Origin of the sequence: Dactylosporangium sp. NPDC051484 (assembly GCF_040689395.1) — a bacterium.
Classification (GTDB): domain Bacteria; phylum Actinomycetota; class Actinomycetes; order Mycobacteriales; family Micromonosporaceae; genus Dactylosporangium.
Map to the genome: position 1 here is coordinate 129,697 of NZ_JBFAZX010000005.1, position 13,365 is coordinate 143,061.

General features: G+C 70.4%; 12 protein-coding genes. 1 reads left to right on the forward strand and 11 read right to left on the reverse strand.

Features of this window, described 5'->3' with window-relative positions; all coding sequences use genetic code 11:
• Nucleotides 1-172: 172 nt before the first annotated feature.
• The 7 genes from AB0367_RS11520 to AB0367_RS11550 all read right to left on the reverse strand — a co-directional run bounded on the left by AB0367_RS11520 (nt 173) and on the right by AB0367_RS11550 (nt 7,420).
• Nucleotides 173-562: a DUF2784 domain-containing protein gene (locus AB0367_RS11520; protein ID WP_366226159.1), complete on the reverse strand. Its 390-nt coding sequence runs from the start codon at nt 560-562 to the stop codon at nt 173-175.
• Between the two features lies 1 nt (nt 563).
• Nucleotides 564-2,252 carry a ribonuclease J gene (locus AB0367_RS11525; protein ID WP_366226160.1) on the reverse strand — a complete coding sequence of 563 codons (1,689 nt, stop codon included), beginning with the start codon at nt 2,250-2,252 and terminating at the stop codon, nt 564-566.
• Nucleotides 2,249-3,202: a 4-hydroxy-tetrahydrodipicolinate synthase gene (gene dapA / locus AB0367_RS11530; RefSeq protein WP_366226161.1), complete on the reverse strand. Its 954-nt coding sequence runs from the start codon at nt 3,200-3,202 to the stop codon at nt 2,249-2,251. Before dapA ends, AB0367_RS11525 begins: the two co-directional genes overlap by 4 nt.
• A gap of 36 nt (nt 3,203-3,238) precedes the next feature.
• On the reverse strand, nt 3,239-3,976 hold the full coding sequence (gene thyX / locus AB0367_RS11535) for an FAD-dependent thymidylate synthase (RefSeq protein WP_366226162.1): 738 nt from the start codon (nt 3,974-3,976) through the stop codon (nt 3,239-3,241).
• Between the two features lie 18 nt (nt 3,977-3,994).
• The gene (locus tag AB0367_RS11540; RefSeq protein ID WP_366226420.1) at nt 3,995-4,411 is read right to left on the reverse strand and encodes a DUF2752 domain-containing protein; all 417 of its coding nucleotides are present in this window, start codon (nt 4,409-4,411) and stop codon (nt 3,995-3,997) included.
• A gap of 237 nt (nt 4,412-4,648) precedes the next feature.
• On the reverse strand, nt 4,649-5,863 hold the full coding sequence (locus AB0367_RS11545) for a crosslink repair DNA glycosylase YcaQ family protein (protein ID WP_366226163.1): 1,215 nt from the start codon (nt 5,861-5,863) through the stop codon (nt 4,649-4,651).
• Nucleotides 5,864-6,028: 165 nt separating this feature from the next.
• Nucleotides 6,029-7,420, reverse strand: coding sequence for a glycosyltransferase 87 family protein (locus AB0367_RS11550; protein WP_366226164.1), 1,392 nt, complete (start codon nt 7,418-7,420; stop codon nt 6,029-6,031).
• Nucleotides 7,421-7,606: 186 nt separating this feature from the next.
• On the opposite strand from AB0367_RS11550, the gene AB0367_RS11555 reads away from it, so the two are divergent.
• On the forward strand, nt 7,607-8,239 hold the full coding sequence (locus AB0367_RS11555; protein ID WP_366226165.1) for a GNAT family N-acetyltransferase: 633 nt from the start codon (nt 7,607-7,609) through the stop codon (nt 8,237-8,239).
• 110 nt (nt 8,240-8,349) lie between these two features.
• Here AB0367_RS11555 and dapB read toward each other — a convergent pair whose 3' ends face one another.
• From dapB to rpsO, 4 genes are all read right to left on the reverse strand, one after another.
• Nucleotides 8,350-9,108 carry a 4-hydroxy-tetrahydrodipicolinate reductase gene (dapB, locus tag AB0367_RS11560; RefSeq protein WP_366226166.1) on the reverse strand — a complete coding sequence of 253 codons (759 nt, stop codon included), beginning with the start codon at nt 9,106-9,108 and terminating at the stop codon, nt 8,350-8,352.
• A gap of 43 nt (nt 9,109-9,151) precedes the next feature.
• On the reverse strand, nt 9,152-10,474 hold the full coding sequence (locus tag AB0367_RS11565) for a pitrilysin family protein (RefSeq protein WP_366226167.1): 1,323 nt from the start codon (nt 10,472-10,474) through the stop codon (nt 9,152-9,154).
• Nucleotides 10,475-10,477: 3 nt separating this feature from the next.
• Nucleotides 10,478-12,862, reverse strand: a complete 2,385-nt coding sequence (locus AB0367_RS11570; RefSeq protein ID WP_366226168.1) for a polyribonucleotide nucleotidyltransferase — start codon at nt 12,860-12,862, stop codon at nt 10,478-10,480.
• A gap of 205 nt (nt 12,863-13,067) precedes the next feature.
• Nucleotides 13,068-13,337, reverse strand: coding sequence for a 30S ribosomal protein S15 (rpsO, locus tag AB0367_RS11575; RefSeq protein ID WP_350545513.1), 270 nt, complete (start codon nt 13,335-13,337; stop codon nt 13,068-13,070).
• Nucleotides 13,338-13,365: the final 28 nt, after the last annotated feature.

A 13,365-nucleotide genomic window follows, 5' to 3' on the forward strand; every position in this document is an offset into this window, starting at 1 on the left:
CCCCCGGTCGCACTCCGGCCCCGCGCAGCGGGCGTCGCTTTCGCCGGGGTGGCCGAGGCGGCCTTGGCGCGCGGCGTGGCCCGCTTCTGCGGGGTAGCACGCGTGTTCGAACCGCCGCGCGCGTTGGACGTGCCTCCGCCGCGGCCGGCCTGGGAGGTGCGGCCCGCCATGGTCACACCGTAGCGGGGGGCTCTGACATTTTTCGCCCGGCACGCCGGTGCCGGTGCCTCACGAACGCCACCGCGTAGGAGCCGATGACGATCACACCCACCAGGACCTGCAGCAAGTGGGTGTAGCGCGCGGGGTAGAGGACGTTCTGGATGTACGTGTCGATGAAGCCACGATCGCTGACGCTCTGCCCGGCCCGCCGCCGAGCCCAGTGCTCGGCGGCGGTGAGCGGACAGTTCAGGGGAAGCGTGACCACGGCGAGCCCCCACGCGGCGGCGGCCAGGTGCGGCCAGAAGGCCTTCGGCCACCGCCAGACGAGGAACCCGCCGAGCACGACGTACGCGAGGAAGCAGAAGTGCAGCACCAGCACCGTCGTCGCCAGTGCCGCGTACACCTCAGACCTCCACCACCGTCGGCACGATCATCGGACGGCGCCGGTAGGCCTCGTTGACCCAGCGCCCCACGGTGCGCCGCACGATCTGCTGTAGCTGGTGCGGGTCGGTGATCCCCTCCGTGGCGGCCTTGTTGAGCGCCTCGGTGACCAGCGGCAGCACCGCGTTGAAGATCGCCGGGTCGTCGGAGAAGCCCTTCGCCGACACGGTCGGGCCGGCGACGACCTTGCCGGTGACCGAGTCGATGACCACGGTCGCGGCGATGAACCCGCCGTCGCCGAGGATGCGCCGCTCGGTCAGCAGCGACTCGCCGACGTCGCCGATGGCCAAGCCGTCGACGTAGACGTATCGCGATCGGATGTGCCCGACCAGCCGGGCCTCGCCGCCGACGAGATCGACGACGTCGCCGTCCTCGCACAGCACCACGCGCTCGTCCGGCACGCCGGCCTCCCGGGCCAGCTGGGCGTGGGCGCGCAGGTGCCGCCACTCCCCGTGCACCGGCATGAAGTTGCCCGGCTTGACGACGTTGAGCAGGTACAGCAGCTCACCGGCGGGTGCGTGGCCGGACACGTGAACCTTCGCCACGTCCTTGTGCACGACGACCGCGCCGGCCCGGGACAGCTGGTTGATCACCCGGTACACCGCGGTCTCGTTGCCGGGGACCAGCGACGAGGCGAGCACGACGGTGTCGCCCTCGCCGATGACGATGTGCCGGTGGTCGCCGTTGGCCATGCGGCCCAGCGCGCTCATCGGTTCACCCTGCGAGCCGGTCGACATGAGCACGATCCGCTCCGGCGGAAGGCTCATCGCCTCGTCGATCGCGACGACCAGGCCGTGCGGGATGCGCAGCAGGCCCAGGTCGCGGGCGATGCCCATGTTGCGCACCATGGAGCGGCCGATGAGCGCCACCTTGCGCCCGTGCGCGTGCGCGGCGTCGAAGACCTGTTGCACGCGGTGCACATGGGAGGCGAACGACGCGACGATGATCCGCCCGGTGGCCCGGCCGAAGATGCCCTCCAGCACCGGGCCGATCTCCCGCTCCGGGGTGACGAACCCGGGGATCTCGGCGTTGGTCGAGTCGGACAGCAGCAGGTCGACGCCCTCGCCACCGAGCCGCGCGAACCCGGCCAGGTCGGTGATGCGCCCGTCGAGCGGCAGCTGGTCCATCTTGAAGTCGCCGGTGTGCAGCAGCGTGCCGGCCGCGGTGCGCACGGCGACCGCGAGCGCGTCCGGGATCGAGTGGTTCACCGCGAAGAACTCGCACTCGAACGGGCCGAGGCGCTCCCTCTGGCCCTCACGGACGGTGAGCGAGTACGGCTCGATGCGCCGCTCGGCGAGCTTCGCCTCCACCAGCGCGAGCGTGAACTTCGACCCGACGAGCGGGATGTCCGGCTTGTGGGCGAGCAGGTACGGCACGGCGCCGATGTGGTCCTCGTGGCCGTGCGTCAACACGATCGCCTGGACCTGGTCCAGCCGATCGAGAATCGAGGAGAAATCCGGCAGGATGAGATCGACGCCGGGCTGCTCGACGTCGGGAAACAGCACGCCGCAGTCGATGACGAGCAGCTTGCCGTCGAACTCCAGCAGCGTCATGTTGCGGCCGATCGCGCCTAGCCCGCCCAGCGGAGTGACCCGCAGGGTGTTGGGCCCCGGAGGGGGCGGCGGATCGAGCTCGACGTGCGCCACCGTCATAGGGCAACTCCGAGTTGGTTATGGTGCGCCATCTGGTCGGCGGATCCGATCGTGCGGCCCGCCTCTGCACAATCCTCCCGCAGCCGGCCCAGTTCCGCCGCATTCGCCGAGACCAGCGGCGGGCGAACCGGCCCGGCGGGCAGGCCTAACAGGGTGAGGGCGGCCTTGGTCAGGATGACGCCCTGGGTGCGGAAGAACCCGCAGTACGCCGGCAGCAGCCGCAGATGCAGCTCGCGGGCGAGCGCGACGTCGCCCGACTCGTGGGCGAGGATCATCCGCTTGGTCTGGGGTCCGAACACGTGCGTGGGCACGCCGACGACGCCGACCGCCCCCACCGACAGCAGCGGCAGCGTCAGCTTGTCCTCGCCGGAGTAGTACGCCAGGTCGGTGCGCTTGATCACCCAGGCGCTCTCGCCCAGGTCGCCCTTCGCGTCCTTCACGGCGACGATGCGCTCGTGCTCGGCGAGCCGGCACATCGTCTCGGTCTCGATCGCCACGCCGGCGCGCCCGGGGATGTCGTAGAGCATCACGGGCAGCCCGGAGGAGTCGGCGACGGTCCGGAAGTGGTGCAGGAGGCCGGCCTGCGGGGGCTTGTTGTAATACGGCGTCACGACGAGCAGCCCGTCGGCGCCGGCCTTCTCGGCGACCCGGGCCAGCTCGACCGTGTGCGCGGTGTCGTTGGTGCCGACGCCGGCGATCACGGTCGCCCGGTCACCGACGGCCTCCACGACCGCGCGGAGCACCTGCTCCTTCTCCGCGTCGCTCGTGGTGGCCGACTCACCGGTGGTGCCGTTGACCACCAGGCCGTCGTGGTCCTCCTCGTCGACCAGATGGGCGGCGAGGCGGGCGGCGCCGTCGACGTCGAGCGAACCGTCAGACCGGAACGGCGTGACCATCGCGCTGAGCAACCGGCCGAACGGCCGGCCGGGGACGGAACCGGAGCGTGTCATACGCACAACCTAGCGGAAGCCTTCGCCGCGCATTTCTCAAGATTCCCAGGTGTACTGCGCGGACGCCACCTCGGTGCCGTCCGGGAGCGTCGAGATCGTGAAATCCCCGAACACGCTGGGCGCGACGCGCTGCAGTTCCCGCAGGCAGGCGACGGCCACCTCGCGGATCTCCACGTCGGCCGCCTCGGTCGCGCGCATCGTCACGAAGTGCCGCCAGGCCCGGTAGTTGCCGGTCACGACGATCCGTGTCTCCGCCGCGTTGGGCAGCACCGCCCGGGCCGCCTGTCGCGCCTGCTTGCGCCGCAGCGTGCCGCTCTCGACGTCGGCGAACTTGGCCTCGAGCCCCTCGAGCAGCTCGTTGTACGCCCGCAGCGCCGCCTCGCTCGCCTCGACGAACGTCTTGTGCAGCGCCGGGTCCTCGGCGATCACGGCCGGCTCGACCATGGCCGCGTCCCGCCCCGGCACGTATCGCTGCGAGAGCTGCGAGTAGGAGAAGTGCCGGTGCCGGATCAGCTCGTGGGTGAAGGACCGCGACACGCCGGTCAGGTAGAACGTGACCGTGCCGTGCTCGAGCACGGAGAGGTGCCCGACCTCGAGGATGTGCCGCAGATATCCCGCGTTGGTGGCCGTGGCCGGGTTGGGCTTGCTCCACGACTGGTAGCAGGCGCGCCCCGCGAACTCGGCGAGCGCCTCCCCGCCTTCCGCGTCGGTCTCCCACGGGACATCGCCCGGAGGCTCGAAGTGGGTCCAGGCGATGGCTTTGACGGAGAGCATTCGCTGAGCGTACAGCCGTTACACATAGAAATACGTGAAGGGTGCCCAGGGCAGGTTGCGCAGGATCGAGAACGCGAGCCAGGCCACCAGGAAACCGATGAGCGCCCCATTGGAGATGCGCAGCATGGGAAGCTTGAACGGCAGGTTGAGCCGGTTGACGGTCCAGGCGACATACAGATACGCCAGGAACGGCGCCGCGAACACCAGCGGCGCGTGGTGCTGCGCCGCCGCCGGGATGTCCCCGTGCAGCAGATACCAGGCCGCCCGAGTCCCCCCGCATCCCGGGCAGTCAAACCCGGTGAACAGCTTGACCAGGCAGGTCGGCGCGTCGGCGGCCCCGGCGGAGGTCGGCTTCATCAGCAACGTGTAGGCGACGCCCCCGGAGATGAGCGCCCCGACCCCAGCGGGCGCGGCCCAGCCGGGCAGCCGATCGATGAACCGGGCGAACCGCCCCTTGGGGGGCTGGTAGGCGAACTGATACACCGGCGGCACAACCCCGGGGACCGGTTCCGCCGGCGCGTCAGAAACCACCGGGGCGACAGGGACCGACAGCGGCGAGCTCACCCCCAACACGCTACACCGCCCACGCACGGGACCACGCTGTACAAAATCGGCTCTCACCAACCGCACCCCGCCCGGGCGGCGACCGGCGCACGGACGCCACGACGATCTTCAGACGAGCTCCTTTCCCAACCGTTCGGCGAGGTCCCCGCGCTGGGGCAGCTCGACGACATCGAGGCCGAGCCACCCAGCGAACCGCCGCAGCTCCGCCGCCAGCGCCGCCGCCACCTCACCGGGCGCCTTCACCCCCGGCTCCACCCACGCCGCCGGGATCTGCAGCACCCGCGCCTTCCGGTCCGCCTTCAGGTCGACCCGGGCCACGAGCCGGTCGCCCAGCAGGAACGGCAGCACGTAATACCCGTAGAGCCGCTGCAGCGGCGGCACGTAGATCTCGATCCGGTAGTTGAACCCGAACAGCCGCTCCACCCGCCCCCGCTCCCACATCAGCGGGTCGAACGGGCTGACCAGCGTCGCGGCGCCGATCCGCCGCGGTATGCGCGCCTGCGTGTGCAGATACGCCCGCGGCGCCCACCCCTGCACCTCCACCGGCACCAGCTCCCCGGCCTCGACCAGCTCCGCGATCGCGGTGCGAGCCCCGGCCAGCGGCAGCCGGAAGTAGTCGCGCAGCTCCGCCTCGGCGGCCACGCCCAGGCCGCGGGCGGCGACCCGGATCAGCTCACGGAACGCGTCGGCGGGCTCGGGCGTGGGCGCGTTGATCACCTCGGGCGGCAGGATGCGCTCGGGCACGTCGTAGACCCGGGCGAATGAGGAGTTGCGCCGGGCGACGCTGACCTCGCCGGAGTAGAACAGCCACTCGATCGCCGTCTTGGTGTCCGACCAGTTCCACCCCCAGTGGTCCTTGCGCCGCGGCTGGACGAGGTCGCCCTCCACCTGGGCGGCGCTGACCGGCCCCTTGGCGCGAATCTCCTCGAGCACCCAGCGAACCAGGTCGGGCTGCTCGCGGGCGATGCGGACCATCCGGCCCCACGCGTCGCCGGAGCGCATCCGCCAGCGCAGCATCGGATGCAACCCGACAGGGACCAGGGAGGCCTCGTGCCCCCAGTATTCGAACAGCTCCCGCGGCCGGCGATAGGCGAGCCGGTCGAGCAACGCCGGATCGTAGGGACCGAGGCGGCTGTAGGCGGGCAGGTAGTGGGCACGCTGGACGATGTTCACGGAGTCGATCTGCAGCAGGCCGGTGCGCTCCAGCACACGGCGCACGTGGCGGCGCTCCGGTGGGCCCGCCGGGGCGCGATCGGCGAAGCCCTGTGCCGCGAGGGCGACCCGCCGGGCCTGGGTGAGCGTCAGATACTCGGTCATCGCCATGGAGGCTATCCCGGGGGTACGACAGAAATTCGGTCGTGACGACCGGGCCCGCGCTCCGCCGGCCACCGCAGGCGACGCGGAGGCATTGCGGCACGGGCGTTCGGCCGGCCGGTCATGACGGCGGCCCTGCGCGGACTTGCCGCGCAGGGCCGCATCGCGGTGCGTCTAAGCCCCGACGAGCGGGCGCGCCCGTTCCACACCCGGCCTGCTGGCTTCGCTGCGGACTGAGCCACCGGGGTCCTTCGCGTCGAACGCCGCGGTGACCTGCCGGTCGATCTCGAGGAGGTCCGGCACGTCTTCGACGGCGGGGCCGCTGGAGCTGCCAGGGTCGCTCGCGGGGCGCTGCGCGGCGCCGGTGTCGGCGGGCTCGCGGATCGGCAGGGCGAACAGCATCCCGATCATCAGCAGAATGTACGCATTGCTGCCGATGAGACCGAGCCCGTCGAACTTCGCGTGGAACGCCCACGGGGTGCGGCTGCACAGCAGCGCGAACGAGAAGCCGAACGCGATCGCGAAGTTGCGCCTGCGGCGCGGGTCGAGCGAGCGGTCAGTGGCGTAGTCGAACAGCACCACGAGCGCGGGCAGCACCCACACCAGGTGGTGGATCCAGGTGATCGGGCTGACCATGCAGCCGACGATGCCGGTGAGCGCCAGGCCGGCGACCTCGTCGCGAGCCTTGACCGCGCGACGGGCCCGCCAGTACCACACGGCGAGGGTGATCAGCACGAGCAGCAGCCACAGCGGCTTCATCGGATCGGGGTTGAAGATCCGCCCGACGAGGCCGGTGAGCGCCTGGTTGGACACGAACGTCGGGGAGCCGACCCGGTCGGTGTTCCACATCGCGTCGGTCCAGAAGACCCGCGAGGCGTCCGGGGCGAACGTGGCCGCAGCCCAGGTCGCGGCCGTGGCGGTCGCGGTGGCCACGGCGGCGGCCCGCCAGCGCCGGGTGATGAGCAGGTAGATGATGAACACGCCGGGGGTGAGCTTGATCGCGGTGGCGAGGCCGATGCCGATGCCGCCGAGGCGGCGCCCGCCGCGAACCAGCAGCAGCACGTCGCCCACGACGAGGAACAGCAGCAGGATGTTGACCTGGCCGAAGTTCACCGTCTCGCGGACCGGCTCGAACGCGGCCGTGAGGGCCATCGCGATGCCCATCGCGAACCAGAACGACCAGCCCTGCCGCTTGATGACCGGCCCGAGTAGCCAGGTGAGGACCGCGAGCATGGAAAGCACGCTCAGGGTCACGCTGATGAAGATCGCGGTGTGCCAGCCGATGAGCGACATCGGCGTCATCAGTGCGGCCGCGAACGGCGGATACGTGAAGCCATACGGCGTGCCGGGCGTCAGGTAGTCGTAGATGTCCCCGCCACGGTTGACCCAATAGTCCATCGCGCCGTAATAGACCTTGAGATCGAAGAACCCGTTGTGCGCCGCCGCCACCGACAGGAACCCCCACACGACGGCCCAGACGGCCACCACGATGAGTGTCTTCCTGACCCCGGGCCGCAGCTTGGGCCGGACGGCCGTCGAAACGGCGACCCGTCCTCGCTCCGCCACCTGTTCTGCCCTCCTACTCGCTCACTCGCTACCACCTGAGTTTCATCAGGCTCAACGGTCCCGCCGGTCCAACTGTGACGAACTTCGTCCAGTCCGGCTCGATGAGGCTTCGCGCCGATCGACCCAAACCAGACGCCGCTACCCCGCCGCGTCGCGCTTCACACAAAATCCGTAGGCTGGTGCTCCATGACCCTCGGGTTCGTCCGTCCGGCGCGACTCGACGACATCGTCGAGATCACGCGCATCCAACTCACGACCTGGCGGGTCGCCTATCGGCGCCTATTGCCCGAACATATCCTCGACCGGCTGGATGAGGATTGGATTACCCGCAGGTGGCGGGAGGCGATCGCGGAGCCGCCGAGTCCTGCGCACCGGGTCCTGGTGGCAGTCGAACAGGTCGATTCACCCGCCTCGGAGCCAGACGCAAGACCCGAATCAGCATACGTGGTGGGTTTTGCCGCGTCAGGTCCGGCAGACGACACCGCCCTCGCTCCAGACGAAGATCACACGGCCCTTGACAAGGCCTTCGAGGCCACCGTGGCGATCACGGACCTGCTGGTGGAGCCCCGTTGGGGCCGGCGCGGCCACGGCAGCCGATTGCTGGCGGCAAGTGTGGATTTGTGGCGAACTGACGGATTCACGACAGCGCTTGCGTGGACGTTCGCCGACGACCGCGTCACACGTCGATTTCTGCAGAGCGCGGGCTGGGCCCCGGACGGGGCCAGCCGGTCGCTCGACGTCGATGACCTGCTGATCCCGCAGATCCGCTGGCACGTGTCGCTTGAACAGGATTCCGAGGATCCTGTTATCGGCGCGTGATGTCGTTGCGGCCCAATTGGAGCCGCCAGTTCCCAAGATGTGGATACCCTGGTCCGGTCGATTGGCCCGAGTCGATCGAATGAGTCTCGTCGGGCCGGACCGGGTGAGGCTCAGCCGAGCAGGGGATCCAGCCCGACGGTCAGGCCCGGACGCCGCACGACGGCGCGCACCGCCAGCAGTACACCCGGCATGAACGACGTCCGGTCGAAGGAGTCGTGCCGGATGGTGAGGGTCTCACCCGCGGTGCCGAACAGCACCTCCTGGTGGGCGACGAGCCCCGTGGCACGCAGCGCGTGCACGCGGATGCCCTCGACGTCGCTGCCGCGGGCGCCGGCCATCTCGTCCTTGGTCGCGTCCGGGACCGCGCCCAGCCCCGCAGCCGCCCGGGCCTCGGCGATCACCTGCGCGGTGCGCAACGCCGTGCCGCTCGGGGCGTCGATCTTCTTGGGGTGGTGCATCTCGACGATCTCGACCGACTCGAAGAACCGGGCGGCCCGGGCGGCGAACTCCATCATCAGCACCGCGCCGATGGCGAAGTTCGGGGCGATGATGACGCCGACGTCCGGCTTGTGGGCGAGCCAGCCGCGCACCTGATCGAGCCGGGCCGTCGTGAAGCCCGAGGTGCCGACGACCACGTTGATGTTCTGGTCGATGCACCAGCGCACATTGTCCATCACCACGTCGGGTGTGGTGAAGTCCACGACGACGTCGGCGCCCGCCTCGGACACGTTGAACAGCTGGTCGCCGTCGTCGAGCGTGGCGACGAGTTCCATGTCATCGCTCGCGTTGACGGCACCGCACACCTCGTTGCCCATGCGGCCGCGCGCGCCCAGCACACCGACCCGGATTGGCTCCACCTCTGCACTCACGCCGCCCAACCTATCGGGTCGGGCGGCGCTGTCAGCAGGGTGGTCAGCCCAGGGCGTCGCTGAACGCCCCGTCCTCGACGTCGCCGATCACCGCGAGAGACATCGGGCGGGTGAGCAGTTCCTTCGCCACCCGCCGGATTTGCTCCGGGGTGACCTCGTCGACTCGGCGCAGTATCTCGTCGACGGACAGCAGCTCGTCGTACAGCAGCTCGCCCTTGCCCAGGCGGCTCATCCGCGACCCGGTGTCCTCCAGGCCGAGCACGACGGCGCCCTTGAGCATGCCCTTGCCGCGCTCGACCTCGTCGTCGGTCACGCCCTCGCCGGCCACCCGGGCGAGCTCGTCGCGGGTGATCGCGAGGACCTCCTCGACCTTGCCCGGGGCGCAGCCGGCGTAGACGCCGAAGAGACCGGTGTCGCTGTACTGCGAGGTGAAGGAGTACACCGAGTACGCCAGCCCCCGCTGCTCGCGGATCTGCTGGAACAGCCGGCTGGACATGCCCCCGCCGAGCACGTTGTTGAGCGCGCCGACGGCGAAGCGGTCGTCGTGCTGGCGCGGGTAGCCGGTGCAGCCGAGCACCAGGTGTGCCTGCTCGGTGTCCTTGTTGCGCACCACGATCTGCCCGGAGCGGACCGGCACCCGGGTGGTGCGGGAGCGCCGCGGTGCGGGCACGGCCGGCGTATCGCCCCAGCCGGCCGCGTCGAACGCGGCGCGCACGGCCCGCACGACCTTGGCGTGGTCGAGGTTGCCGGCTGCGGCGATGACCATGGTCTCCGGCCGGTACCGCCGGTGGTAAAAGCCGTCGATCTGCTTTCGGCTCAGCGCCGAGATACTCGACACGGTGCCGGAGATCTGCCGTCCGAGCGGGTGGTGGCCGTACACCGCCTCGGTGAAGACGTCGTGGACCTCGTCGCCGGGCTCGTCGTCGTGCATGGCGATCTCCTCGAGGATCACGCCACGCTCGGTTTCCACGTCCGCCTCGGTCAGCACCGAGTCGGTGACGAGGTCACAGACGACGTCGATGGCCAGCGGCAGGTCCGCGTCGAGCACCCGCGCGTAGTAGCACGTGTACTCCTTCGCGGTGAACGCGTTGGTCTCCCCGCCGACCGCCTCGATCTGCGCGGAGATGTCCAGCGCGGTGCGCCGCTTGGTGCCTTTGAACAGCAGATGCTCGAGGAAGTGCGAGACGCCCGACAGCGTGGGCGTCTCGTCCCTCGAACCGATGCCGACCCAGACGCCGAACGACACGCTGCGCATCGCCGGGATGGACTCGGTCAGGATCCGCAGCCCGTTGGGCAGGACGGTGCGTCGCACCGTTCCGCCCAGCGGGTCGTCGGACAGCGTCTGGGTCAGCGCTCGGGTTGCCATGGATCAGCTGTGCCGGCTGCGCCGGCGACGGAACTCCCCGCCCTCGCCGCCCTCTTCCCCGGCTGCCGGGGCGGCCTCGTCACCGGAGGACTGGCGCGGGGCGCGCTCGCCCCGCTCCCGGCGCGGGCCACGGTCGCCGCCGCGGTCGCCGCCCCGGTCGCGCGCGGGCGGGCGCTCGCCGCCCTCGGCCGGCTCCGCCGGGGCCTCGCCCTCGGCGAGCACCTTGTCCAGGTAGATCTTGCCGCGGTTGTCGATGTCCGCGATCTGCACCTCGACCTTGTCGCCGACGTTGAGGAAGTCCTCGACCTTCTCGACCCGCTTGCCGTTGCCCACCTTGGAGATGTGCAGCAGGCCGTCGCGGCCCGGCAGCAGCGAGATGAACGCGCCGAACGCGGCCGTCTTCACCACGGTGCCGAGGAACTTGTCGCCGACCTTCGGCATGGTCGGGTTGGCGATCGCGTTGATCCGCTCCACCGCGGCCTCGGCCGACGGGCCGTCGGTCGCGCCGACGTAGATCGTGCCGTCGTCCTCGATGCTGATCTCGGCGCCGGTCTCGTCCTGGATCGCGTTGATGGTCTGGCCCTTGGGGCCGATCACCATGCCGATCTTGTCGACCGGGATGCGGACCGTGGTGACCCGCGGCGCGTACTGGCTCATGCCGGCCGGCGACTCGATCGCCTCGGCCATCACCTCAAGGATGACGTGCCGCGCGTCGTGGGCCTGCTGCAGGGCGCCGGCCAGCACGTCCGACGGGATGCCGTCGAGCTTGGTGTCCAGCTGCAGCGCGGTCACGAAGTCGGGGGTGCCGGCGACCTTGAAGTCCATGTCGCCGAACGCGTCCTCGGCGCCGAGGATGTCGGTCAGCGTCACGTAATGCGTCTTGCCGTCGATCTCGTCGGAGATCAGGCCCATCGCGATGCCCGCGACCGGCGCCTTCAGCGGCACGCCGGCCGACAGCAGCGCCATGGTCGAGGCGCAGACCGAACCCATGCTCGTCGAGCCGTTGGAGCCCAACGCCTCCGACACCTGCCGGATCGCGTAGGGGAACTCCTCACGCGCCGGCAGCACCGGAATCAGGGCCCGCTCCGCGAGCGCGCCGTGGCCGATCTCGCGCCGCTTCGGCGCACCGACCCGGCCGGTCTCGCCGGTGGAGTACGGCGGGAAGTTGTAGTTGTGCATGTAGCGCTTGGACTTCTCCGGCGCCAGCGTGTCGAGCGTCTGCTCCATGCGCAGCATGTTCAGCGTGGTGACGCCCAGGATCTGGGTCTCGCCGCGCTCGAACAGCGCCGAGCCGTGCACCCGGGGCAGGACCTGCACCTCGGCGGTCAGCGGCCGGATGTCGCGCGGGCCACGGCCGTCGATGCGGACCTGCTCGCGCAGCACGCGGGCGCGGACCTCGTTCTTGGTCAGCGACCGCAGCGCGGCGCCGATCTCCTTCTCGCGCCCCTCGAACTGCGAGCCGAGCCGCTGGAACGCGGCCTCCTTGATCCGGTCGAGGGCCTCCTCGCGCTCCGCCTTCGAGGCGATGCGCAGGGCCTCGGCGACCTCGTCCTTGAGTGCGGCGGCGACGGCCTCGTAGGCGTCGGGCTGGTAGTCGAGGAAGACCGGGAACTCCTGCACCGGCTTCGCGGCCACCTGGGCCAGCTCGGCCTGCGCCCGGCACAGCTCGCGGATCGCGGGCTTGGACGCCTCCAGGCCGCCGGCGACGACCTCCTCGGTCGGCGCGGGCGCGCCACTGGCGACCAGGCCGACCGTGTGCTCGGTCGCCTCGGCCTCCACCATCATGATCGCCACGTCGCCGTCGGGCAGGACCCGGCCGGCCACGACCATGTCGAAGGTGGCCCGGCCGAGCTCCTCGACGGTCGGGAACGCCACCCACTGGCCGTCGACGTGCGCCATGCGGGTCGCGCCGATCGGGCCGGAGAAGGGCAGGCCCGACAGCTTGGTCGACAGCGACGCCGCGTTGATCGCCACGACGTCATACGGGTGGGCCGGGTCCAGCGCGAGCACGGTCTCGACGACCTGGACCTCGTTGCGCAGGCCCTTGACGAAGCTCGGGCGCAGCGGACGGTCGATAAGCCGGCAGGTGAGGATCGCGTCCTCGCTGGGCCGGCCCTCGCGGCGGAAGAACGAGCCGGGGATGCGCCCGGCCGCGTACATGCGCTCCTCGACGTCGACCGTCAGCGGAAAGAAGTCGAACTGGTCCTTGGGCTGCTTCCCGGCAGTGGTCGCGGACAGGACCACGGTCTCACCGAGCTGGGCGAGGGCGGAGCCCGCCGCCTGGCGCGCCAGGCGGCCGGTGGAGAACGTGATCTCCCGGGTGCCGAACGAGCCGTTGTCGATGACCGCGGTGCTGCTGTGAGTACCGAGAGTGTTCTGCTCGGTCATGTTGGTTGTTGCTCCCTTTGGGTCGTGGGTCGCCCTCGGCGGAGCTGTCTGCGGCCGGTCTTCGATCGAAGCTCACGGGGCGTGGGCCCGGAAGCCACTACCGAGGACCGGTGCGCCGACCCGCTCGGCGGGGCGCTGCCATTTCAGTGTGTCACTACTCGACGGGGGAGCGGCGAATCCTCGCCACTCCCCCGTCGGTGCGTCGTTATCGCCGCAGGCCGAGCCGCTCGATCAACGAGCGGTAGCGGGCGATGTCGCTGCGCTGCAGGTAGTTGAGCAGGCGACGGCGACGGCCGACCAGCAGCAGCAGGCCGCGCCGGCTGTGGTGGTCGTGCTTGTGCTGCTTGAGGTGTTCGGTGAGGTCTGCGATCCGCTTCGTCAGCATCGCGACCTGGACCTCCGGCGAGCCGGTGTCACCCTCGACGGTCGCGTACTTCGAGATGATCTCGGTCTTCTGCGCAGAATCGAGCGCCATGTTCTCCCTTTACCGTGGATTCGTCGGC